This window comes from Candidatus Villigracilis vicinus (assembly GCF_016702885.1).
GTDB classification, from domain to species: Bacteria; Chloroflexota; Anaerolineae; order Anaerolineales; family Villigracilaceae; genus Villigracilis; species Villigracilis vicinus.
Genome location: NZ_JADJDD010000030.1, coordinates 298,723 through 321,368, shown reverse-complemented (window position 1 = coordinate 321,368; position 22,646 = coordinate 298,723). Strand labels below are relative to the sequence as shown.

At 49.3% G+C, this 22,646-nt stretch carries 19 protein-coding genes; 17 read left to right on the top strand and 2 right to left on the bottom strand.

Going from position 1 to position 22,646, the window contains the following annotated elements; genetic code table 11:
* Positions 1 to 4: 4 nt before the first annotated feature.
* On the top strand, positions 5 to 2,137 hold the full coding sequence (locus IPG80_RS22410; protein ID WP_345112207.1) for a hypothetical protein: 2,133 nt from the start codon (positions 5 to 7) through the stop codon (positions 2,135 to 2,137).
* Positions 2,138 to 2,142: 5 nt separating this feature from the next.
* Positions 2,143 to 2,964 (top strand): class I SAM-dependent methyltransferase, encoded by an 822-nt coding sequence (locus tag IPG80_RS22405; RefSeq protein WP_345112204.1) that lies wholly within the window; start codon positions 2,143 to 2,145, stop codon positions 2,962 to 2,964.
* A 693-nt stretch (positions 2,965 to 3,657) separates the two neighbouring features.
* On the opposite strand, the gene IPG80_RS22400 is transcribed toward IPG80_RS22405, so the two are convergent.
* Complete coding sequence (locus IPG80_RS22400; RefSeq protein WP_345112202.1) at positions 3,658 to 4,518, bottom strand: glycosyltransferase family 2 protein; 861 nt, start codon at positions 4,516 to 4,518, stop codon at positions 3,658 to 3,660.
* A gap of 23 nt (positions 4,519 to 4,541) precedes the next feature.
* Positions 4,542 to 4,904: a class I SAM-dependent methyltransferase gene (locus IPG80_RS22395; RefSeq protein ID WP_345112199.1), complete on the bottom strand. Its 363-nt coding sequence runs from the start codon at positions 4,902 to 4,904 to the stop codon at positions 4,542 to 4,544.
* A 317-nt stretch (positions 4,905 to 5,221) separates the two neighbouring features.
* Here IPG80_RS22395 and IPG80_RS22390 point away from each other — a divergent pair, with 317 nt between their 5' ends.
* The 15 genes from IPG80_RS22390 to IPG80_RS22320 all read left to right on the top strand — a co-directional run bounded on the left by IPG80_RS22390 (position 5,222) and on the right by IPG80_RS22320 (position 22,645).
* The gene (locus tag IPG80_RS22390; protein ID WP_345112196.1) at positions 5,222 to 5,698 is read left to right on the top strand and encodes a winged helix-turn-helix domain-containing protein; all 477 of its coding nucleotides are present in this window, start codon (positions 5,222 to 5,224) and stop codon (positions 5,696 to 5,698) included.
* Positions 5,695 to 6,705: an NAD(P)-dependent oxidoreductase gene (locus IPG80_RS22385; RefSeq protein WP_345112193.1), complete on the top strand. Its 1,011-nt coding sequence runs from the start codon at positions 5,695 to 5,697 to the stop codon at positions 6,703 to 6,705. Before IPG80_RS22390 ends, IPG80_RS22385 begins: the two co-directional genes overlap by 4 nt.
* Before the next feature lie 84 nt (positions 6,706 to 6,789).
* On the top strand, positions 6,790 to 7,761 hold the full coding sequence (locus IPG80_RS22380; protein WP_345112190.1) for a GDP-L-fucose synthase: 972 nt from the start codon (positions 6,790 to 6,792) through the stop codon (positions 7,759 to 7,761).
* Positions 7,762 to 7,869: 108 nt separating this feature from the next.
* A complete protein-coding gene (locus IPG80_RS22375; protein WP_345112186.1) occupies positions 7,870 to 8,715 on the top strand; it encodes an ABC transporter permease in 846 nt (281 codons plus the stop codon).
* A gap of 112 nt (positions 8,716 to 8,827) precedes the next feature.
* The gene (locus IPG80_RS22370) at positions 8,828 to 10,117 is read left to right on the top strand and encodes an ABC transporter ATP-binding protein (RefSeq protein ID WP_345112183.1); all 1,290 of its coding nucleotides are present in this window, start codon (positions 8,828 to 8,830) and stop codon (positions 10,115 to 10,117) included.
* A 56-nt stretch (positions 10,118 to 10,173) separates the two neighbouring features.
* A complete protein-coding gene (locus IPG80_RS22365) occupies positions 10,174 to 11,817 on the top strand; it encodes a hypothetical protein (RefSeq protein ID WP_345112180.1) in 1,644 nt (547 codons plus the stop codon).
* A gap of 70 nt (positions 11,818 to 11,887) precedes the next feature.
* Positions 11,888 to 12,709 carry a methyltransferase domain-containing protein gene (locus IPG80_RS22360; RefSeq protein WP_345112177.1) on the top strand — a complete coding sequence of 274 codons (822 nt, stop codon included), beginning with the start codon at positions 11,888 to 11,890 and terminating at the stop codon, positions 12,707 to 12,709.
* Positions 12,710 to 12,737: 28 nt separating this feature from the next.
* Positions 12,738 to 14,759 (top strand): hypothetical protein, encoded by a 2,022-nt coding sequence (locus IPG80_RS22355; protein WP_345112174.1) that lies wholly within the window; start codon positions 12,738 to 12,740, stop codon positions 14,757 to 14,759.
* Positions 14,746 to 16,815: a hypothetical protein gene (locus IPG80_RS22350; RefSeq protein ID WP_345112171.1), complete on the top strand. Its 2,070-nt coding sequence runs from the start codon at positions 14,746 to 14,748 to the stop codon at positions 16,813 to 16,815. The genes IPG80_RS22355 and IPG80_RS22350 overlap by 14 nt, the downstream gene beginning before the upstream one ends.
* A gap of 56 nt (positions 16,816 to 16,871) precedes the next feature.
* Positions 16,872 to 17,882, top strand: coding sequence for a UDP-N-acetylglucosamine 4,6-dehydratase (inverting) (gene pseB / locus IPG80_RS22345; protein WP_345112168.1), 1,011 nt, complete (start codon positions 16,872 to 16,874; stop codon positions 17,880 to 17,882).
* Between the two features lie 67 nt (positions 17,883 to 17,949).
* Positions 17,950 to 18,867: an SDR family oxidoreductase gene (locus tag IPG80_RS22340; protein WP_345112165.1), complete on the top strand. Its 918-nt coding sequence runs from the start codon at positions 17,950 to 17,952 to the stop codon at positions 18,865 to 18,867.
* Between the two features lie 235 nt (positions 18,868 to 19,102).
* Positions 19,103 to 19,627, top strand: a complete 525-nt coding sequence (locus tag IPG80_RS22335; protein ID WP_345112162.1) for an NUDIX hydrolase — start codon at positions 19,103 to 19,105, stop codon at positions 19,625 to 19,627.
* Positions 19,628 to 19,659: 32 nt separating this feature from the next.
* Positions 19,660 to 20,727: an N-acetylneuraminate synthase family protein gene (locus IPG80_RS22330; protein WP_345112159.1), complete on the top strand. Its 1,068-nt coding sequence runs from the start codon at positions 19,660 to 19,662 to the stop codon at positions 20,725 to 20,727.
* Positions 20,728 to 20,796: 69 nt separating this feature from the next.
* Positions 20,797 to 21,894 carry a glycosyltransferase family 4 protein gene (locus tag IPG80_RS22325; RefSeq protein WP_345112156.1) on the top strand — a complete coding sequence of 366 codons (1,098 nt, stop codon included), beginning with the start codon at positions 20,797 to 20,799 and terminating at the stop codon, positions 21,892 to 21,894.
* A complete protein-coding gene (locus IPG80_RS22320) occupies positions 21,884 to 22,645 on the top strand; it encodes an AAC(3) family N-acetyltransferase (RefSeq protein ID WP_345112153.1) in 762 nt (253 codons plus the stop codon). The genes IPG80_RS22325 and IPG80_RS22320 overlap by 11 nt, the downstream gene beginning before the upstream one ends.
* Position 22,646 lies beyond the last annotated feature (1 nt).

Here is a 22,646-nt window from a genome sequence, read left to right as displayed (position 1 = left end):
AAGGATGAAGCGTTCGTCTATTGATTTTGGAAAGATCATCACGATTACTGTTGCCGCTTGGATCTTTGTCGGCGCGTGCATCGAATTTTACAATGTGGCATGGGGCACGGGTAAGGCGATTGGGTTGTTTTCGCCGAAATGGTTGGCGCTCTTTGCATTTTTTGTCTTATTTTGTGCTGCTGCATATATCGGTCTTGGGGTGTTGGTTTTGGACCGAGAAAAATTTCTTACTGTATTTCAAAAAATAATTAAGCTTCGAGATCGATCTTCATTTATACGCTGGTTGTTGGTGATCTTGTTCCTTATATTTCCGGCGTGGTTCTTGCAGCGCACAATGTGGGGCATTGTATTTGATGGAATATATTTCCGCATACTGTTGTGGGCGTTGACCGTTCTGTTCATCGCCTTTTTGATGACACAAGAATATAAACTGATTGATTGGAAACCATTTCTTGCTGCACTAATACTGGCTTCGAGTATATTCACCGTCGCTGTGTCCTTGCAAGGCGTCACAGACTATCCGTTTTCGTTAGGGTGGTCTGAAGGCAATCGTATTTGGGACTACTCGATTCGTTTCGGGCGTGATCGGTACGGTATTGCTGATAATCAGGACATTTACGTTCTGCTTGATCAAGCACGCATGTTCGTGGGCGGGCTTCCGTTTCTGTTCTCGGATGTCAATATCGAAATTGTCCGCTTGTGGATTGGGCTTACGCTCATCATCCCATATTTTTTCGTGGGGCTTGCTGCTTATATCGTTGCTGAAAAGAATGCAAGGGTTTGGCTCTTGATGATGTTGTGGGTCTTTCTGTTCTTGCGGCAGGGACCCATTCATTCGCCGCTGGTTCTTGCTGCCGCTCTCACAGTTTTTCTTTGGCGCAAACCATTGTGGGTCGCTATTCCGTTGATCATCTACGCTGGATATTATGCTCAAACAAGCCGATTCACTTGGTTATTCGCTCCCGGTTTATGGATTGGGATGCTCGAATTAGCAGGTGTCTCTTTATTTAACGGGAAGTTGGATCGTGCCCATTGGGTTCGCGCCATCACTTTAGGACTGTCAGGTGCTTTTGGTGGATTTGTTCTTCCGAAACTAGTGCCATTGATTATGATCGCCTCCGTTCCCGCTGTAACACCTGTTGCTGTAGATATAACGGAGCAGATCACCAGTATAGGTGTCACTTCTGATTTTGTTGCATATGCTGTAACAGACCAACCGCTCCTATGGTATCGATTGCTGCCTAACCCAACGTATGGTACTGGCATTTTGCTTGGGTTGGTAATCGCGGTTCTGCCTGTGGCGATATTTTTAATCTGGCTTTCTGCTTCGAAGAAATGGATATTGAACCTCTGGCAAAAACTTGCCATTGCCGGACCTTTGCTTGCTTTTCTTGGAGTGGGTTTGGTTGCCAGTACCAAGATCGGCGGTGGCGGTGATTTGCATAATATGGATATGTTCCTGATCGGCATGGCATTCACCGTATTCATTGCGTGGGTCAATGGTGGCAGAGATGTTGTGATGAAGAACGAAATGCCTGTATGGGTCAGAATGACCTTGATAGCAGCAATGGTTATCCCTGCCATTACACCTGCGCGACAACTACGCTCACATGATCATGGCGATGAGATGAATACCTTGCTGGCATTAACGGATGAGAAGGACGGCAAGGCGTTTGATATGCTGCCGAATAGCGAAACGGTCAATATTGCATTGAAGGAAATCCAGGAAGTTGTGGATGAGGCGCAACCGAATGGTGATGTCCTCTTTATGGATCAGCGTCAATTACTGACATTTGGTTATATAAATGTCGACCATTTTATTCCGGAATATGAGAAAAAAGTCTTGATGAATGAGGCGTTAAGCACAAATTATGAATATTATTCCTCCTTCTATCGCGACATCACTGCTCAGCGCTTTTCCCTCATTGTCACCGAGCCATTACGGACTCCCGTCAAAGACAGCACCTTTGAGTTCGGCGAAGAGAACAATGCCTGGGTGGAATGGGTTTCCATTCCCGTGCTTTGTTATTATCAAGAAATTCAGACGTATAAAGAAGTTAATGTGATGCTGTTAGTCCCCAAACCTGTGCCGGATGATTGTTCGCAGTACATTCCACCGAGAAACCCAAATCAATAAACCCTATGAATCTTCGTTATCTTTTCCTACGACTTTTACGCCACTTCATGCCTGAGGGACTTGCCCGCTTCCTCCTCAAACGACGCTGGATCATTAAACCCGGGCTTGAATCTACAGACCCATTTTCCGCTTCTGCACGCTATGTAGACACATTGTCTGCACAGAGTGTTTCCATCGCTGGAAAGCGCGTACTAGTCTTTGGGTACGGTGGACGTTTTGCTGTCGGCGTGGACCTGCTCAAGCGAGGCGCAGCGCATGTAGTTTTGTGTGATCATTTTGTGCTGCTGGATACGGAACGTAACCGAGAATTGCTTTCGGCGTATGGACAGTACCTGAAAGTGGAGGGGGACGAGGTCCAGCCGCGCGGCGAATTTATTACGTTGCTTCACGGCGATATCCGTGAAGACGTCATCCAAAGACAGGTTTCGCAAGTGGATATTATCCTCAGTACTTCGGTCTTTGAACATTTGGATGATGTGCCGGGAATCACAAAAGCGTTGGCAAAGTTGACTGCGCCGCAAGGCATCCATCTGCATTTTGTGGATCTGCGCGATCATTTCTTTAAATACCCATTCGAGATGCTAAAATTTCCCGAGGGTGTTTGGAAGAATTTCCTCAACCCGACTAGTAATTTGAACCGTTATCGTTGGAACGATTACAAACGTGTGTTCGATGCGAATTTTTCGAAGGTTGAATTTACTGTATTGGAAAGACTCGTCGATGAATTCCGTAAAGTGCAAGGGAATATCCTTGCAGAGTTCAAGATTGGCGATGAAGCCGTGGATGCGGTGACGCTTATCTATGTCATCGCCAGCCAGCCGAAATAAGCTGACGCGGTTTTAAAATGAACTTACAAGTAACACTTGCATGTTCATTTTTTCAGGACGATCAGTAACCGGGTGGTAAATAAGATAGGGAAGGCGCGTTCAAGAGATTTTATTAACGGACCCAGCGGTAGAGTTGCTGAATAGCCGCCTGAAGCGCTCCAGCGCTATTCGTTTAGTATCGGATCTTCCATGCTCAGTTGTCCATTTTTGCACGAAAATTTGGGTGCATTGCCCTGCGCCGCATAGTAATCCATTTCGTGCCTTTGCCAACCCTCAGCGAACCATGAAATATTTTTAGCATGACCAATGGTTCGACATGCAGCAAGCCATAGATCAACATTCCAAGAGCATTAAGCCGTCAGCATGATAAACGTCCGCGGCACAAGGATCGCAAGAATTCTTCACAGTGCCGTATCGTAGTGATGAAAACATCCACCATTAACAGGTTGAGATCAAGGTCTTTGAAAGAAAGACAATACGCATTTTCAACCGCCAAAAAGGCACATCGGCATGACTTCGTGTACCCGCTCCAGTTCCACGGTTATCCGGTTGCCTGACTGCGTTTTTTTGCATCGTTCGATATAGGTCAGTATAGACTTGTTGGTTCCAGAGAGCTGTTTGTCGTAGTGTGTGTTGTCCCCATCTAATTATGTCCAGACGTGATCATGGTGAAATCCAGTGAAGATTCATGAGTTAAACGAATTTGATTCTTTGAGCGGCGAATGCAACCATGCGGAACAATAATAATCCATGCTTCCAGCGGGAGATATTCGTGGTTCCGTAGGTGCGTTCGCGATACCGGATGGGAAGGTCCACGATCTTCAGGTTGAGTTTTGTTGCGCCGAAAATGAGGTCGAAATCACCGAAGGGGTCGAAATCGCAAAAATAGGAACGGTTGGCGGCAATCTCTTCGTAGTCTTTTCGCCACATTACCTTGGTCCCGCAAAGCGTATCTTTTATAGATTGACCCAATAGCCAGGAAAAAGCCAGGCTAAAGAACTTGTTGCCAAGGAAGTTCAATGTGCGCATGGCTTCTTTTTCCATTGGGTAAACGAGGCGCACTCCATTGATGAATTCACCCTTGCCGGATGCGATGGCTTCATAAAATCGGGGCAGGTCTTCTGGCGGAACGGTCAGGTCAGCATCCAGGATCATAAGAATATCGCCAGAGGCTTTCTCAAAGCCGAGGCGGATTGCGTCTGCTTTGCCAATGCCTGGCTGACGAAAGAGCATACTGGGGGTATCAGGGTGAAGCGCCATCTCTTTTTCGATAGTTTCGTATGTTTTGTCGCGAGAATGTCCCTCTACAAAGATCAATTCTGTTTTGGATCCCATGCGCGGAACACGTTCGTAAATGTTCTTGATGTTGCCTTCTTCATTGCGTGCCGCAACAACGACGGAAACGCTTGGTCTTTCTACCGGTTGGGGTGCAGGACGCGCGACCATAAAATTAGACAGTGCTAATTCGCGGAAGGGCCAGAGCCTTACAAGGTAACGGTTGGCGAATCCACCAAGGGTTGGGCTGGATTTCTTCCAAGTAAGGAATCTTTCCATAACCGGCAAGCTTTAAGCAGTGTTTATTGGGGTACGTCTTCAATCGTAAGCCAGTTCTGGTGGAGCATAGGAACAGCCATATTAAGGCTTTGGGCTATGTTAAGTGGAAACTGCCAAAGGTGACTGTAAAAATTTAGGATCAGGCGGGTGTGTGGTTTGCAGAATTTTTTTGTCTGTTCCAATGCGCGTTGAACATCCCACAGATCATTAACCGTATCTGAAAAGATGATCACATCAAATTTTCCTTCAAGGCTGCTTAGATCATGGACATCCAGATAATGAAATTCGATCTCGGTGGCGACTTTTGGCACGATCATTTCTGATGAAAAATCCACGCCTACACCATGTAAGGGTTGCAGGCGGGCAATTAACTTCCGAGCCTGCAACCGATCTCCAAGATGCGTTGATTGGGGTTCACAAGAAATCGATAATATTCGATTAGGCGTTTGTGATACTAGCCCCCATACCTCGCCAGGTTTCACGTTTCTTTGCGATACGATCCCAATGGCTGCTGCGTTTTTTTTTGTATTCTATTTCGGCTTCATTGAGCATAGGTTTAGAATTCATATGTTTGGCTCATTTTTATATTAGTATGTTACGGTTTTGTGCTGCGTTGGAGGGCGAATTGCGGAATAAAATGCCCGGCTTGACCTTGCTTGATTCCGGGTTATAATTCAGTGACTGAATTTTGGAATTATAAAGCATGACTGTTGAATCTACAAACGAAGAAATTCGGGAACTCACCCTTCTCGAGCAGATCGAAAATGACCCCGATGTCAACCAATCCGCACTTGCCACTCAACTGGGCGTAGCGGTTGGCACGGTAAATTGGCATTTAAAGCGCCTCATTGCAAAAGGCGCGGTGAAGGTTGCTCGTGCTGAACGTAAGAAACTGCGCTATATCATCACGCCAGAAGGACTCGCCCTACGCGCCCGCCTCGCGGTAGATTATGTGGAACGTTCATTTTCCGTCTATCGCCGCACCCGCCAACGTGTAAAGGATTATCTCATCAAGGTCGAGAAAGCCGGTTTCGATCGCGTGCGCATCGTTGGTTCCGGTGATGTGGCGGATATCTGCAAACTGACCTGCATTGAACAAGGCATCACCGTCGTGAACGATAAATCTGCACCCGCTCTTGTTTTAGACGGATATAAGATCCGATTGGAAGGCTTGGAATGACGCATCGTCATATCCTTATTACAGGCGGAGCAGGCTACATCGGATCTCTCCTGACCTCGGAACTGCTTCGGCAAAATTACCGGGTCACACTCCTTGACTCATTGCTCTTTGGCGGCGAAAGTATCCTGCCCTATATGAGTCACCCCAACTTCCATTTCATCAAATCTGATGTGACCGAACCACGCGCTGTGCGAGATGCGGTTAAAAGAGACTGGCAAAAGCCGGACGCTTTGATCCATCTTGCAGGTATTGTTGGTTTTCCAGCCTGTCAGGCTGTTGGTAAACAGGTCGCTTGGAAATATAACGTCGAAGCGACGAAATTGGTTTATGCGCAGGCAGCAGACCTGGGTGTGGAACGATTCGTGTTTGCATCCACTTATAGCAATTATGGTCTGTCTGAAGATGGCAAACCCGTTACCGAAGAGACGCCCCTTAACCCTCAATCTTTGTATGCCGAGACCAAAATCGCAGCGGAGGAATATCTACTGGCACAAAAGGATACCGCCTGCACTCCGCTCCTTTTTCGCTTTGCAACTTTATATGGCGTTTCCCCCCGCACTCGTTTCGATCTCATTGTCAATCAATTCGTGCTTGAGGCTTTCACCAAACGACAGCTTATCATTTACCAGCGTGGATACTCGCGCTCATTCGTTCACATCCGCGATGTGGTGCGTGGCATTATCATGGGACTCGAAGCTGAACAGGATAAGATCCGCCGGCAGGTTTTCAACCTTGGCACCGATAACGGCAATTACTCAAAAAATGACATTGTCAACTACGTATTAAAACGCATGCCGGAAACCATCGTCGAATACAAAGATATGTCCTTCGGCGGCGATATGCGCGATATTACAGTTTCTTTTGAGAAGATCAAGCGTGTTCTCAATTTCGAAACCACCCTTACTGTGGATGACGGTGTGCGCGAAGTTCTATTTGCCTTGAAATCTGGGCTGATCCGTAACCCTACTGATGACAGGTATAGAAACGCCCAATTTATTGTTCAATAATATTTTTTCATTGCATGGGCTTATCTTGCAGAGCTTTACTGCAGGGAGCTTTGTGCTTGTAATGAAGAACAAAATGGAGACTCTATGGCAGAAAATTTTTGGAAAAATAAACGTGTGATCGTCACCGGCGGCGGCGGATTTCTGGGCTCGTTCGTGGTGGAAAAACTAAAGGAACGCGGCGCGACAGATATCTTTATCCCGCGCAAGAAAGATTACGACCTGACCCAACGTGAAGCCATCGAACGTCTGTATGTGGATGCGCTTAAAGGTGTTGACTCGAAGAATGTGGTCATTATTCATCTCGCCGCCAATGTAGGCGGAATTGGTGCGAACCGTGAACACCCTGCGGAGTTCTTTTACGACAACATGATCATGGGCGTAGAACTGATGCACCAGGCATATAAGCACGGCGTCGGTAAGTTCGTCGCTACCGGCACGGTGTGTGCCTACCCCAAATTCACACCAGTCCCATTCAAAGAAGACGCCATATGGGACGGCTACCCCGAAGAGACCAATGCTCCTTATGGGCTTGCCAAGAAAATGATGCTTGTGCAAGCACAGACCTATCGTCAACAATATGGTTTCAATGCCATTTACCTGTTGCCGGTGAATCTCTATGGTCCACGAGATAACTTTAATTTGCAAACTTCGCATGTGATCCCCGCGCTCATTCGCAAGGCAGTGGAAGCCAGTGAGCGCGGCGACAAGGAAATGCCCGCCTGGGGCGATGGTTCTCCCACCCGCGAATTCCTATACGTGGAAGATGCCGCGGATGGCATCATTACTGCTGCCGAAAATTACAACGGTGACCTGCCAGTTAACCTTGGCTCAGGCTACGAGATTTCCATCAAAGACCTCACCGAATTGGTCGTGAAAATGACGAACTTCCCCGGTAAGATCGTCTGGCAGACGGATAAGCCCAATGGTCAGCCCCGCCGCGGACTTGACGTCAGCCGTGCAAAAGAACTCTTCAACTGGAGCGCGCAAGTATCTTTCGAAGAAGGCATGAAACGTACCATTGAATGGTTTAAAGCCAATCGAGACAAGATCAAGTAACGTCATTGTGTGGGCGCTCTTGTTCGTCGCCCGAAGCAATCTCATGTGTAAATGTGAGATTGCTTCGTCGGGCAAAGAGCACCCTCCTCGCAATGACGAAGGTAGAAAATGACTGAACTCACAAAACACGAACCTCATACCGTTTACATCAAACCCTCCAAAGGTCTGGCGTCTCTTAACCTGCGTGACCTTTGGATTTACCGTGAACTGATCTTCTTCATGGTTTGGCGCGATGTAAAAGTGAAATATAAGCAGACTTTGCTGGGCATGGCATGGGCGGTTATTCAACCTGTGATGACCATGCTGGTCTTTTCCTTCCTTTTTGGCAGGGTCGCCAAACTTCCCACCGAAGGCATTCCCTACCCTGTCTTTGCTTTCGCCGCGCTGCTTCCGTGGGGGCTATTTGTCACTGCGCTTAATCAGGGCAGCCGTTCACTGGTGGCACACAACAACATGGTGACGAAGATCTACTTCCCGCGTCTGATCCTGCCGATGTCTTCTGTTTTTGCGGGCTTGGTCGATTTTGCCATCGCCTTCGTTATTCTCGTGATCTTGATGTTCTACTATCAAGTCACGCCCGCCTGGCATTTGCTCTGGACCCTTCCGCTCTTTTTGTTACTTGCCATTGTGACTGCTCTCGGTGTGGCACTTTGGCTTTCTGCGATCAACGTTCAATATCGGGATGTAAACCAAGCCCTCCCGTTTCTGACTCAGTTTTGGCTGTTTGCTACACCCGTGGCTTATTCCGCCTCTGTGATCTCGGAAAAATGGCAGGTCGTGTATTCGATGAACCCAATGGCAGGCGTAGTTAACGGATTCCGCTGGGCATTGCTCGGCACCGGCAACGGACCCGATCTCTCGCTTTGGGTCTCAGTTGCAATTTCGATTTTGATCTTTATCTCCGGGCTTTTCTATTTTAGAAGCATGGAAAAAACTTTTGCAGATACGATCTAGTTAACCGTCATTGCGAGGAGGGCGATAGCCCGACGAAGCAATCTTATGATTATTTCATGGGATTGCTTCGGGCGAAAGAGCATCGCCCTCGCAATGACGGGAATGAGAGTTTATGACAACAGCGATTTCAGTAAAAAACATTGGCAAGCAATACAAGATCGGCGCGGCGGAGACGAAATTCCGCTATAACATGCTGCGTGATGTGATCGTGGATACGGTCTCGGCGCCTATTCGTCTGGCGAAAGCGATGATCGGCAAGTCAGACCGCCGCCAGAATCAAAATTATGTTTGGGCGTTGAAGGATGTCTCCTTCGACCTCGAAGAAGGTAAAGTTCTCGGCATTGTCGGGCGGAATGGCGCGGGCAAAAGTACCTTGCTCAAGATCCTTTCCCGCGTTACCGAACCGACCACAGGCACTGTCACTGTACGTGGACGTGTTGGCTCCCTGCTCGAAGTGGGCACCGGCTTTCACCCTGAGTTGACCGGGCGCGAGAATATTTACATGAATGGCGCCATCCTTGGCATGCGCCGCTCTGAGATTGACTCCAAGTTTGATGAGATCGTGGACTTTTCTGAAGTCACACAATATATTGATACGCCTGTCAAACGTTATTCATCAGGCATGTATTTGCGCCTTGCTTTTGCAGTTGCCGCGCATCTTGAACCTGAGATCCTCGTGGTGGATGAAGTCCTCGCAGTGGGTGATGCCGAATTCCAAAAGAAATGTATCGGCAAAATGGGCGATGTGGCACAGCAGGGACGCACGGTCTTGTTCGTCAGCCATAACATGTCTGCCATTTTGCGCCTCACACAAGAAGCTGTAGTCTTGAACAAAGGTCAGCTCATTATGCGTGGACCCACCCAGGAAGCCGTCGATTACTATCTTTCCTTCGGACAGTCGCAGGCAGGCGAACGCACTTGGGAGGCAGACGAGGTTCCAGCGGCGAGTGTGCCATTTACGCCGATCAGTTTGAAGGTTAAAGAAAGAGGCGGGAAGGTTGTCGATACCGTCCGCTCGACTGAACCCGTCACACTTGAATTTGAATATAAACTCGATGCGCCCATTACCGGTTTACGGATCGGGATTTACGTCAGCACCATGCGCGGCGAATATGTTTTTGCCTCCTTCGATACAGATGACCCGGCGCTCTACGATAAATTTGATTCGCGTACTGCGGGTCATTACATCAGTCGTGCGGAAATCCCCGCCGATATTTTTAACGACAGCCGTTACACCGTGGGCGTGAATGCCAGCTCGTTTGGTGTACGCCGTTATTTCATGGATGAGAATGCTTTAGCGTTCAATGTGGATATTTCCGGCGCGCCTGGTACACAATGGGCAGAGCCGCGCGTAGGACCTGTGCGACCAAGACTTGCGTGGAAAATCGAAAAGATTGGATAACAGGTAAATGGTAATTGGTGATTCGTAATTACCATTTACCATTTACTATTTACCACATGGCGAAATCAAACCCCCTCCGAGAATTTTTGGGCGACCTGCCCCTCACAGCTGAGATCGACTGGATGCTCCGGTCGAAAAAACGTCCGCGTAAGGATCACTACAATCTGACGCGTCTGCAAACCTCATTACCTGCGGCGATGGATGCGGTTCGTCCATTCGCGCAGAGTGCGAAGCCGGGTAAGAAGGTTTTATTCTTTGCCACGCTTCATTACTGGATCGAGCAGTCCGCTTATCTTGGCTTGGCGCTTGCCGGACTAGGACATGACGTTACACTGCTGACCCTCCCTTATTCCGAGTGGCACAAAGAAAAAGATAAATTCACCCAACGCCAACGGATATTGCATACGCACGATACATTGAAGATGCTTGCACCATTGGTGAAGCATGTTTCGATGCTGGATATGCAATCGTCATCCCGTGCAGCACATGGGACTCTGCGTGCGGTTCAGCACGCTGCCCTGCCTGAGAAGATCCTGGCAGACATCAAAGAGATCTCTCTTTGGGATGTTCAGTACACGCTTATGCGCGAAGAAGTGGACATGAACGATGCGGGTGACCGTGCGTTGTATGAACTGCGTGTTGAACGTAACACCTTTGCCGCCAAGTCCGCCCTCGATTGGATGCAAACAAATAAGCCCGATGTGGTGCTGATCCCCAATGGTTTGATCCTCGAAATGGGAATTGTTTTCCGTGTGGCACGCTACCTTGGCATTGATGCCGTTACCTACGAATTTAACGACCAACGCGAACAGATCTGGCTGGCGCAAAATTCATCCATTATGCAGCAGGAGACGGATTACCTCGTCAATGCGCGCTGCGGATTGCCAGTCACCGATGCGATGTTCGAGCGCGTAGCGGACCTGGAAAATGCCCGCCGCGGCGCCCGTGTCTGGGGAAAATCGAAACGACTATGGCAATACATCTCTTCGCAAGGGGCGGCGGAGACTCGCAAGATGCTCAATCTTGATGACCGCCCCGTGGTAATGCTTGCCGCAAATGTTCTGGGTGATAGCCTCACCCTTGGGCGCGACATCTTCGCCTCTTCCATGACCGAGTGGATCACAAAGACGGTTCAATATTTTGCAAAGCGAACGGATATACAACTGGTCATCCGTGTTCACCCCGGCGAAAAATTGGTGCCGCAAGCCAAGTCCATGGGAACGGTTGTCCGTGAGGCACTGCCTGACCTGCCGAATCATATTCATGTCATCGGCGCATTGGATAAGATCAACACCTATGACCTGATTGAGATCGCAGATGTTGGTTTAGCCTATACCACCACGGTTGGGCTGGAAACGGCAATGAATGGACGGCCTGTCATCTCGTGCGGACAAACCCATTATCGCGGGCGCGGCATCACCATCGACCCGAATACGTGGGATGAATACTACGCCACCCTTGAAAAAGTCCTTGGCGATATTTCAGCTCATCAAATGAACGAAAAGCAGGTCGAATTCGCCTGGAATTATGCCTATCGTTTCTTCTTCGAATACCCGCGCCCATTTCCCTGGCGCTTGATGAACTTCTGGGATGATTTGGAAGTATGGCCGCTCGACAAAGTATTGAGTACTGAAGGCATGGCTCAATTCAAAGATACGTTTGAATTTTTGGTGGGCGAGCCGTTTCGTTGGGAAAATTAATTTCTTTCCTCTTTCTTCTTTCCTGTAAACGAAAGAGGAAAGAAGAAAGAACGGATGGTAGAGATTAACAATGACAGACACCAAACAAAAAGTCCGCGAATTTTATGATGAGATCGGTTGGATGCAGGAAAATGACGGCAATTATCAGAATGCCCGTTACGAAGACTTGCGCCCAGTCTCACGCGAATATATCCATAAGACACGCCTACGCGTGATGAATGGGCTCATCCCTACCGGGCGCTTCATTCTTGACGCCGGGTCTGGTCCCGTCCAGTATGAAGAGTACAAGACCTATTCGGCAGGTTACGAAAAACGCGTTTGTTTGGATATTTCCATCCAAGCCCTGCGCGAGGCACGTACCCGTATTGGCGACCACGGCTTATTTGTCGTCGGTGACCTGGCAAACCTGCCCTTCAAAAAGGATGCCTTCGATGGCGCGGTTTCGATGCATGCCATCCATCACCTTGCCCTGCCGGAACATCCGAAAGCCTATGCGGAAATCCACCGCGTACTTGCACCCAGCCGGACGGCTGCCATTGTCAATGGTTGGCACAACCCGTTGTTGATCCGCATGGCAGAGCCGCTTATCGGTTTGATGCGCAAACTATCGGGTCGTTCTGAAAAGAAAAAGAAGGAATGGCTTAACGAGGAAGACCCCGCCGGTACTTTCGTTCAGAAGATGACTCCCGAATGGTTCAAAAAAGAGATCGGTTCGAAGATGACCGTGGAGATCAAGCCCTGGCGCAGCATGAGCACACGCATCATGCGCTGGTTCGTACGTCCTTTTGGCGGGCGAACCTTCCTCAAATTTGTGTTCTGGCTTGAGGGCATCTTCCCCACGTTCTTTGCTGAGAACGGGCAATATCCGTTGATCGTAGTCCGTAAATCGTAATGTGTGAGACGTACATCGACAATCATACATGAAGAAAAAAACTTTTCCCGAAATCCTATTTCTCCTACTCATATCCGCCATTGTGTATTTACCGTACATTGGGCGTTTGACGTATTTTCAGGATGACTGGTATTACATTTACGATGGCATGATGGCGGGGGCGAAGGTCTTTCATGAAATGTTTCGCATTGATCGCCCTGCGCGTGGTTTTTTCTTTGATCTGTATTTCACGTGGTTCGGCGCGAATCCGTTGCCCTGGCACCTGGGCGCTTTTCTCTGGCGCGGATTAAGCGCCCTTGGCGCGTTGGGAATCTTCAATACCCTTTGGCGCGATAACCGAAGATTCAATTTTATTGCCGCGCTTTTATTCGCGATCTATCCTGGGTATTTCTGGTGGATCAGCGCCATCGAATACCAGCCAATGATCGCCAGCCTTGCTTTGCAGGTCTTATCGATTGCCTTTACTCTGAAGGCGATCGAATCTCAAAAGAATTTTGAAAAAGCCGCCTATTTTTTCGCTTCGATCTTCACCGGCTGGATTTATATCGCCCTTGTAGATTATGCAATTGGCATGGAAGCCTTCCGCTTCATTGCTGTGTATTTGCTGGTCAACCGTAATTCTCAGAACTTATTCTGGCAGCGTTTGTTTGCCTCTGCCAAAGCCTGGGCATGGACACTGCTTGTTCCCTTTGGCTTCGTTTTTTGGCGCGCCTTCTTCTTTACCAATGAACGTAAAGCAACTGATATTGGCGGGCAATTAAGCGTGTTCCTCGACAATCCGGCAGGTACAACCATCGATTGGCTCTTTCAGTCTTATAACAGTTTATTGAACCTTAGTGTACTGGCGTGGATCAATCAATTCCCGGCGTTCGTACAGGCGATGCGTCTGCGTGATACCGCCTTGGGGCTATTGCTTGCCGTCATTGCAGTTCTACTTGTCGTCTTTGTAGAGAGGCAGATAAGCCGTTCAGCGGAGTCAAAGGTTGGGGCTGGCTTGCAGGATCGGGTCATGAAAGAGGCGTTGATGTTGGGTGGGCGGGGGATGCTCCTCGGCATTCTACCGGTCATCATGGCGAATCGATATATCAATATTTCAGGTTTCTCGCATTATGGGTTGCCTGCTTCGCTGGCGGCGGCAGTTTTCATGGCAGGTGTGGTTGAGATCATTTCCCTTCCACAGGTGCGCAAGGGCGTGTTATATGCGGTCGTCGCATTTGCTGTACTTGCGCATTTTGGGATCGCGACAATGGCAGCGACAGAGGAAGCGGCGTTGCAGGAATTTTGGTGGCAGGTGAGTTGGCGCGTGCCCGCACTTCGCCCTGGTACGACATTGGTGATCCATTACCCATTGCCTGGGATCGGCAGCGGCGGGTTCGCACTCATGGAAGCCGCGAATGTGATCTATTTTCCTGAGCCGACCAGTGAAATCCCTGTGCATTATCCACTCTCAGGGTTGACCCTGAACAGCGAGAACTTGCCCGGTATTTTGGAAGGTGCCCAGGTTGTTGAGTCAGGCTATCGCAGTCATACGTATACATTGGATTACAGTAATGTGTTGGTTTTGAGCCAGCCAACCTTGAACTCGTGTGTGCATGTTATATATGGCGCTCAGCCATTGATCTCTGAATATGATCCTGTGAATCTTTCATTGGTTGCACCGCAGTCGAGGATCGAGAATGTGATCGTGGATGCAGACCATGCTGTGCCGCCGGGATATATTTATGGCAATGAGCCGGAACGCGGCTGGTGCAGTTATTTCCAGGCGGCGGATCTGGCCGCGCAAACTGGCGACTGGGAAAAGGTTGCTGTGCTGGGTGATGAAGCCATTGCACTTGAACTCAGCCCTGAAGACCGTGTGGAGTGGCTGCCCTTTCTGAAAGGTTACGCCATCACCAGTGATGCAGAAACCTTGAAACAACTTGCCAAACGTGTAGTCGGCGAAAAATCCGTCCGGCTGCAAGCATGTGAACTGTTGAGCGGGATCCAACAGCCTTTGAGCGAAGATGTACGCACGATCCTTGCCGAGGATTACTGCCGTGGTTCGAATTGAACCCGCCGCGCTTCATTTTCACAACCTGACCATGTCTTCTATTAAAAAATATTTTTCTCCCGATGTGCTTTTTATATTCCTGATATCTGCGGTTGTGTTTTTGCCGTATGCCTTCCGCCTGACCTATTATCTGGATGATTGGTATTATGTTTATGACGGGGTCGTGGCAGGACCAAAAATATTCCACTCGATGTTCAGCGTGGATCGTCCCATTCGCGGTTATTTTTTTAATGTCTTCTTTTCAGTGTTCGGTCCCCACCCGCTGCCTTATCATTTGGGCGCTTATTTGTGGCGCCTGATTGCCGGGGTTGGGGCGTATTGGCTTTTGAATGTGATCTGGTCAGGCGGTCGTCGCAATAATTTTTTGATAGCCATTCTATTCATTCTCTACCCGGGGTATTCCTGGTGGGTCAGTGCGATCGAATATCAACCCATGGCGGTCAGCCTTGCTTTACAGGTATTTTCTGTATTTTTTACCCTGCTCTCGATCCGCTCTGCCGGGCTCTTGCCAAAAGCGCTTTATCTGCTTGGCGCTACTCTGACGGGCTGGGCGTACATTGCACTCGTAGACTATGCCATCGGTGCTGAAGTCTTTCGTTTTTTGTGTATTTATTTGTTTATCTCACATGGCATGGAAGGACCATTCGTACGGCGGGTGTCTGCCGTACTCAAGGCGTGGCTGCCGTACTTGGTGGTGTCGCTGGGATTTGTGTTCTGGCGGGTGTTTCTGTTCGAGAGTGACCGCCAAGCCACTGATATCGGTTTGCATGTGGAAAAATTTAAAACCTCTCCGCTTGGCTATCTGACGGAAATGGGTGCTGATTTTTATAACAGCATTATGAATGCAGGCGTGCATGCCTGGTTCCGTCAGCCATATCTGCGTCTGATGGATTTTAGATTTGATGTTCCGTTGTTGGGTGTCATTCTGACGGGGGCAGTAGTGCTTCTTGTGACACTGGCTGGTTATCTTTGGCTGAGGCGTGGAGGCTTGGTTGCACCGGAGGCGTCACAGATGATGGCACGTGAGGCATTGTTGTTGGGCGGGCTCTCCCTTTTGTTCGGGGTCATTCCTGTGATCGCCTTTGGGCGTTTTATCAACTTGAGCATCTACTCTCATTATGGACTTCCAGTTTCTCTTGCCGCCGCCATTTTGCTGGGCGGGGTGATCTGTATCTTCCCGTCAGGACGGCTGCAATATATCTTGTTTTCGGTTTTTATCACCGCTTCTGCATTGACCCATTCGCTCATTGCCGAGCGGACGCTGGTGTTGGAGAACTCCCTCGAAACCTTCTGGTGGCAGGCATCCTGGCGCATTCCCGGGCTTCAGCCGGATGCCACCCTGGTGACCCGGTATCCATACGAGAGAGTTGTGGATAATCCCCTCGGTTTACCTGAAGCCCTGAACCTGATCTATTTCCCCGAGCCGCGGCAGGAGGACCCCATCCGTTATTTCGCCTCCACTTTGATGCCCACACAAGACAATGTTGAAGCGATCCTGGCGCAAAAGCCGAAGAAGATCGAAGGCTATCGAACGCATGAAATGGTCGTTCAATATGCCGATATCATGGTGCTGACCCAGCCCACCTCGTTCTCATGTGTGCGTGTTGTGGATGGTGAGAATTTTGTCGTTTCGGCAAATGACCCTGAAGCGCTTCGCAGCCTTTTTGAATATTCCAGGGTTGATTCCATCCGTGTTGCAGAAGAAGTTCCCATTCTGCCTGCTTATGCGTTTGGAAGGGAGCCCGAGCGTGGATGGTGTTATTATTTTGAGAAAGTCGACCTGGCTGTTCAGTCGGCGGACTGGACGAATGCTGCGCGTTTAGGCGATGAGGCTTTTGCCCTTGGGCTGGCGCCTCAAGATCAGGTGGAGTGGTTTCCGTTTGTGCAGGCATATGCCATGACAGGCAATGCCGACAGGTTGGAAAACATCCTGCAACAGACGGCAGCAAATACGTTTTTCAATGAGCAGGTCTGTACGGCGCTGCATCGGTCTGATTCGAAGTTCGCTCCTGCTGCAGAAATTGGAGCGTTGTTGGAAGAGTATGTTTGTAAGTAGGTTTGTTAAAAAATTAAACTAAAGCAGGCTTTTAAAAGCCCTGAACAGGAGAATTCATGGACTGGAAAAATCAAGTAGTGCTTATTACCGGCGGAACCGGCTCGTTTGGCAAGAAATTCACCAGGATCTTGCTCGAAGAAAAACAACCCAAGAAGATCATCATCTTCAGCCGCGATGAGTTGAAACAGCACGAAATGCAGGTGGGCGGATTCAATGATGAACGCCTGCGCTATTTCATCGGTGATGTGCGTGACCGCGAACGTCTGCTCCGTGCCATGTTGGGCGTGGATATTGTTGTGCATGCGGCGGCGCTCAAGCAGGTGCCCGCCTGCGAATACAATCCCATGGAAGCCATCAAGACCAATATCATGGGCACGGCAAATGTGGTGGAAGCGGCATTGGATGCGGGCGTGAAGAAGGTACTCACTGTCAGCACCGATAAAGCTGTCAGCCCGGCGAATCTTTATGGAGCGACTAAACTCGCAGCCGAGAAGTTAACCATCCAGAGTAATGCCTATGCCGGGGGCTCAGCAACCCGCTTCTCCTGCGTCCGATACGGGAATGTCGTTGGCAGCCGCGGGTCCGTTGTGCCGCTTTTCCTTAAACAGCGTTCCACTGGCAAAGTCACCATCACTGATGATCGCATGACCCGTTTCTGGCTTTCGCTCGAACAGGGTGTACGTTTCGTCATTGACAGCATCGAACAGATGGAAGGCGGCGAGGTTTTTGTGCCGAAGATCCCCAGCACCAAAGTGACCGATCTTGCGCATGCCATTGCTCCGGATGCCGAGATCAAGGTCATTGGCATTCGCCCTGGCGAGAAATTGCACGAGATGCTCATCTCGGAAGATGAAGCGCGCCACACAGTTGAGTTGGATAAGATGTTCGTGGTACAGCCTGCCGAAGCGACCTGGTTCGGCTACTCCTGGAAGGATAAGGGCAGGGAACTCAAGGAAGGGTTTTCGTATTCGAGTGATAACAATACCGAATGGCTTGATGTGGAAGGCATTAAGAAATACATTGCCCCGTTCGAAGATCTGTTCGCTCAAGGCAAGTTGGAAGGATAGTCCCACGTATCAGGTCCCAATGCCATAAGTTTGGGAACCTGAGAACATGGAGCTGGGAACTTGGAATATGAAAATCTTACTCACTGGCGTTAGCGGGCTGCTCGGCATTAACTTTGCTCAGGAAATGATGGAGGAGCATGAAGTTGTTGGTGTGGATCGCGGCAAGTTGACCAATGCCCCCTTCAAAATTTTTAAGCACGACCTTCTTGAGACTGGCGTGGTGGATACGATTCTTGACGACGCCCGTCCAGATTGGGTCGTCAACTGCGCGGCTCTTGCCGACCTCGATATTTGTGAAGACGATCCTGAGCTTTCCAAGCTCTTGAACACTGACCTGCCCCGCCGCCTTGCCCGTGCCAGCAAGATGCGCGGCGTTCCTTTTGCCCATATCTCCACCGATGCCGTCTTTGATGGGCAGAAGGATGGTTTTTACAGTGAGGAAGATTCACCCAGCCCCATGAGTGTGTACGCCAAAACAAAGCTGGATGGCGAGTGGGCGGTATTGACCGAAAATCCCAAAGCCATTGTGGCACGCGTCAACTTTTATGGTTGGAGCTTGAACGGAAGACGCAGCCTTGCTGAATTCTTCTACAATAACCTGACCCATAACAAAAGCATGAGCGGCTTTACTGATGTGCTCTTCTGCCCGATGCTGGTGAATGACACTGCGCGTACACTGACGAAAATGCAAAAGCGAGGTTTGAAGGGACTGTATCACCTGGTGGGTCCGCAGGCGATGAGCAAGTATCAATTCGGTGTGGAGATCGCACGCCGCTTCAATATGCGCGAAAGCGACATTACGCCTAAATCGGTCAACTTCTCGGGGCTGATCGCGAAGCGTTCCAACAACCTTTGGCTTTCTACCCGCAAGCTATCCACAGACTTGGGCGAGGATCTCCCCAGCTTCTCCACAGGATTGGAGGAGTTTTATAAACAGCATACCGAGGGTTATCCACAGAAAATCCGCAGTTATCAACATTCATAGCTTGAAACTGCAAAATTGTCCGGAAGTTATCCACAGGTTTCCCCAATTCTTGTGTAAGTTTTCCACAAGAATTGGGGAAAATCAGTCAAAAACCCGCTTTTTTACCCCCAGTTATCCACAGATTCCTCCCTCTTATCCACAGCTTTTTTAGCAGTTATTCACAGAGAACCCACATAAAAACACCTTACACTCAGAGTATTTGGGAAATATCGGAGCATATACGTTGGAAACGCCTATGAAACCTGAACGGCTCGCAAGAGAAGTTGTTTATCAAAGCAGGTGGGTAAATCTGTACAAAGACACGGTGAAATTCCCCAATGGTTTTGTGATCGATAAATACCATTTGTTAGATTTCGAACGTGAAGCGGTTGTTGCCCTTATGGAGAATGCGGCTGGAGAGGTGATCTTTGCCCTGATCCCGCGCTACCCTAGTAACACGATTGAATGGGAATTGCCTGCAGGTGGTATGGAAATTGGCGAAGAGATTCTTGAAGCTGCCCGGCGTGAACTCTTGGAAGAAACTGGTTATAGCTCTACCGATCACAAATTGATCTATACCTATTACCCGATGAACGGGAATGCCAATCAGGTATTTCATATTGTGTTTTGCAAGGCAGGCGAACAGGTTCAGGGTTTTGATACCAACGAGGTCAGCGAGATCCGCTGGTTTAAGCGGGATGAGATCAAGGAATTGCTAAAGGACCAGAAGGTCAAAGATGGATTTTCGTTAACTGCATTGCTTTTATGGCTGCAAAACTGAACACTTTGTAATCTACATAAAGGAGAGATCGAATGGATTTCAAAATTAACAATCATATGGTCGGACTGGATCACCCCACCTACTTCATCGCTGACATCGCCGCGAATCATGACGGTGATCTGGAACGCGCCAAGCTACTGATCCGCCTCGCCAAAGAAGCCGGAGCCGATGCTGCCAAGTTCCAGCATTTTCAAGCGCCGAAGATCGTTTCTGAATACGGCTTCACCCACATGAATTCCAAGGTCAGTCACCAGGCAAATTGGAAGCGCTCCGTCACCGAAGTCTATGCGGCTGCCTCCGTCTCGCAGAGCTGGACACCCATCCTCAAAGAGGAGTGTGACAAGGTCGGCATCGACTTCTTCACATCCCCTTACGATTATGACTCCATCGAACACGTTGCCCCGTACATTCCCGCCTTCAAAGCAGGATCCGGCGAAATTGATTGGATCGAAGCGCTCGTCCATATGGCATCCAAGGGCAAACCAATGATCATTGCCTGCGGCGCCGCGGATATTGCCGATGTACAGCGTGCTGTGCAGGCGATTCTCAAGGTCAACAAGCAGTTGTGTTTGATGCAATGTAACACGAACTACACAGCCAGCCCTGATAATTACGATCATTTGCATTTGAACACGCTCAAAACATTTGCCGCCATGTACCCTGATGTGATCCTTGGTTTGTCTGATCATACGCATTCCGTTGCGCCTGTTCTGGGGGCTGTTACTCTCGGCGCACGCATGATCGAACGGCACTTCACTGATAGTAATGACCGCGAAGGACCTGACCACAAATTTGCGATGAACCCTGCCAATTGGGCAAAGATGGTCGAAGAGACACGTCTGCTGGAACGTTCGTTTGGTAGCTCCGACAAATTCATTGCTGCCAATGAGCAGGAGACCAAAGTCGTTCAACGCCGCTGCCTGCGAGCTGCGCGCGATATCAAAGCCGGTGAGACTTTTACTCGCGATATGATCGATGTCCTGCGTCCCGCCACCATTGGTGCGGTCAAACCGCATGAGATCGAGAATGTTATCGGCACCAAAGCATTGGCAGATATGCCCAAAGGCAAAGAATTGCGCTGGACAGATTTAGGCGCGTAAGACGATATTCGGGAATCGATATTCGATATTCGAACATGTTTTTCCGAATATCGAATATCGAATATCAACATGCGAATTCTATATTTTTCCCTCGGCTACTCCACCCACGATTATCGTTTTCTCAAAGCCATCTCTGATGGCGGGCATGATGTTCACTTTGTTCAACTCGAAGGCAATCGCAGACAGGTAGAAAGCCGTTCGGTGCCTGAAAATGTACATCAAGTCATTTGGAAGGGCGGACGCGAAGCATTTACATGGAGCAAACTCCCGGCTTTGGTGTTGGATTTCAAGCGCCTCTTAAGGGACCTCAAGCCGGACCTCATCCATGCGGGTCCGATCCAGACCTGTGCTTTTATCGCCGTTCTCGCTGGCGCGAGTCCACTCCTTACCATGTCTTGGGGATTCGACTTGATGGACGACGTCCACAAAGGGTGGATGTGGGAATTCGCCACGAAGTACACACTCAAACGTTCCACATTCTTCACCAGTGATGCCAATGTGACCAAAGACAAAGCCTTTGTCTATGGCATGAACCCTGATAAGACCATCGTCTTCCCCTGGGGTGTGAACTTGGAACACTTTTCGAAGAAAGAAGAAAGAAAAGAGAGTGAAGGGTTTGTTTTGTTCTGCAACCGCTCTTGGGAGACTCGTTATGGTGTGGATGTACTGGCGCGTGCATTTGTAAAAGTGGCGCGTCAGCGTGAAGATGTTCGACTTATCCTTTTAGGCGGTGGGTCGCAGGGAGCGAATATCCGCAAGATTTTTCAAAGTGGCGGTGTGGATGAATACGTCACCTATGGCGGGCAGATCTCGCAGACCGAACTTCCGCGCTGGTATCATATGGCAGACTTGTACATTTCGCCTTCGCATGTGGACGGTTCATCTGTGTCGTTGATGGAAGCCTTGGCGTGCGGGCTGCCATGTCTGGTTTCGGATATCCCTGCGAATAAAGAATGGGTATTCGAGAATCAGAATGGATGGCTATTTCGTGATGGGGATGTAGACCACCTTGCAGAGAAGATTCTGGCGGCGATGAATCAGCGTGAGAAACTGCCCGAGATCGGCAGGGCAAGCCGCAGCGAAGCAGAGAAGCGCGCGGATTGGAAAAAGAATGCCGCGGCGTTGATGGAAGTCTATCGAAGTCTTGGAGAAAAGAATGCTCACTAAAAAACAACTTATTGATGGGTTTCGTCAAATTGGGATCAAGAATGGCGATACGGTCATCGTGCATACGTCGTACAAGTCATTGGGCGGCGTGGAAGGCGGCGCAGATGCGGTCATCGACGCATTCATTGAGCTGGCGGGCAAGGACGGCACGGTGATGTTCCCAGCGTTCAATTTTCAGTCGTGGACGGAGACTCATTATTTTGACGTGAAGGAAACTCCGTCGAAGATGGGTGCCATCACGGAGATCGCGCGTTTGCGACCGAATGCCTTACGCACACCGCATCCCATTTATAGTTTTTCTGTCATCGGCGCGCGGGCAGAGGAATTTTCGAAAGCAGACGATGTGGAAGCCTATGGACCGAACTCGGCGTTTGCGTTGTTTCATAAAATTAACGGAACCATTGTGAGCATCGGCTTGGATTTCAACAGCACCTTCTCGATGCATCATTATATTGAATACAATGTCGGTTGCAATTATCGGCGTGTGAAAGAGTTTGCTGGAATTTATCTTGGTTATGACCGTGTGCCGAAGATCAAGATGCACTCGATGTTCGTGCGCAATAATGAGCGGGTAAAGACCTATATTGTGCCAGGGATGAATGAATTGCTGGAAGCCGGTGTGATCCGTGAAGTGCAGGTTGGCGCGGCGAAGGTGCATCACTCCACGGCGAACGAGTTTTATGACAATATGTCGGTGATCGTGCGTGAGCACCCTGAGAAGTTGCATTATATTGAAGAGCCGAAGTATTAAT

Excerpts from the sequence above, each read along its gene's own strand:
- IPG80_RS22410 (WP_345112207.1), top strand. The coding sequence starts at position 5 with ATGAAGCGTTCGTCTATTGATTTTGGAAAGATCATCACGATTACTGTT.
- IPG80_RS22405 (WP_345112204.1), top strand. The coding sequence starts at position 2,143 with ATGAATCTTCGTTATCTTTTCCTACGACTTTTACGCCACTTCATGCCT.
- IPG80_RS22400 (WP_345112202.1), bottom strand. The coding sequence starts at position 4,518 with ATGGAAAGATTCCTTACTTGGAAGAAATCCAGCCCAACCCTTGGTGGA.
- IPG80_RS22390 (WP_345112196.1), top strand. The coding sequence starts at position 5,222 with ATGACTGTTGAATCTACAAACGAAGAAATTCGGGAACTCACCCTTCTC.
- IPG80_RS22385 (WP_345112193.1), top strand. The coding sequence starts at position 5,695 with ATGACGCATCGTCATATCCTTATTACAGGCGGAGCAGGCTACATCGGA.
- IPG80_RS22380 (WP_345112190.1), top strand. The coding sequence starts at position 6,790 with ATGGCAGAAAATTTTTGGAAAAATAAACGTGTGATCGTCACCGGCGGC.
- IPG80_RS22375 (WP_345112186.1), top strand. The coding sequence starts at position 7,870 with ATGACTGAACTCACAAAACACGAACCTCATACCGTTTACATCAAACCC.
- IPG80_RS22370 (WP_345112183.1), top strand. The coding sequence starts at position 8,828 with ATGACAACAGCGATTTCAGTAAAAAACATTGGCAAGCAATACAAGATC.
- IPG80_RS22365 (WP_345112180.1), top strand. The coding sequence starts at position 10,174 with ATGGCGAAATCAAACCCCCTCCGAGAATTTTTGGGCGACCTGCCCCTC.
- IPG80_RS22360 (WP_345112177.1), top strand. The coding sequence starts at position 11,888 with ATGACAGACACCAAACAAAAAGTCCGCGAATTTTATGATGAGATCGGT.
- IPG80_RS22355 (WP_345112174.1), top strand. The coding sequence starts at position 12,738 with ATGAAGAAAAAAACTTTTCCCGAAATCCTATTTCTCCTACTCATATCC.
- pseB (WP_345112168.1), top strand. The coding sequence starts at position 16,872 with ATGGACTGGAAAAATCAAGTAGTGCTTATTACCGGCGGAACCGGCTCG.
- IPG80_RS22340 (WP_345112165.1), top strand. The coding sequence starts at position 17,950 with ATGAAAATCTTACTCACTGGCGTTAGCGGGCTGCTCGGCATTAACTTT.
- IPG80_RS22335 (WP_345112162.1), top strand. The coding sequence starts at position 19,103 with ATGAAACCTGAACGGCTCGCAAGAGAAGTTGTTTATCAAAGCAGGTGG.
- IPG80_RS22330 (WP_345112159.1), top strand. The coding sequence starts at position 19,660 with ATGGATTTCAAAATTAACAATCATATGGTCGGACTGGATCACCCCACC.
- IPG80_RS22325 (WP_345112156.1), top strand. The coding sequence starts at position 20,797 with ATGCGAATTCTATATTTTTCCCTCGGCTACTCCACCCACGATTATCGT.
- IPG80_RS22320 (WP_345112153.1), top strand. The coding sequence starts at position 21,884 with ATGCTCACTAAAAAACAACTTATTGATGGGTTTCGTCAAATTGGGATC.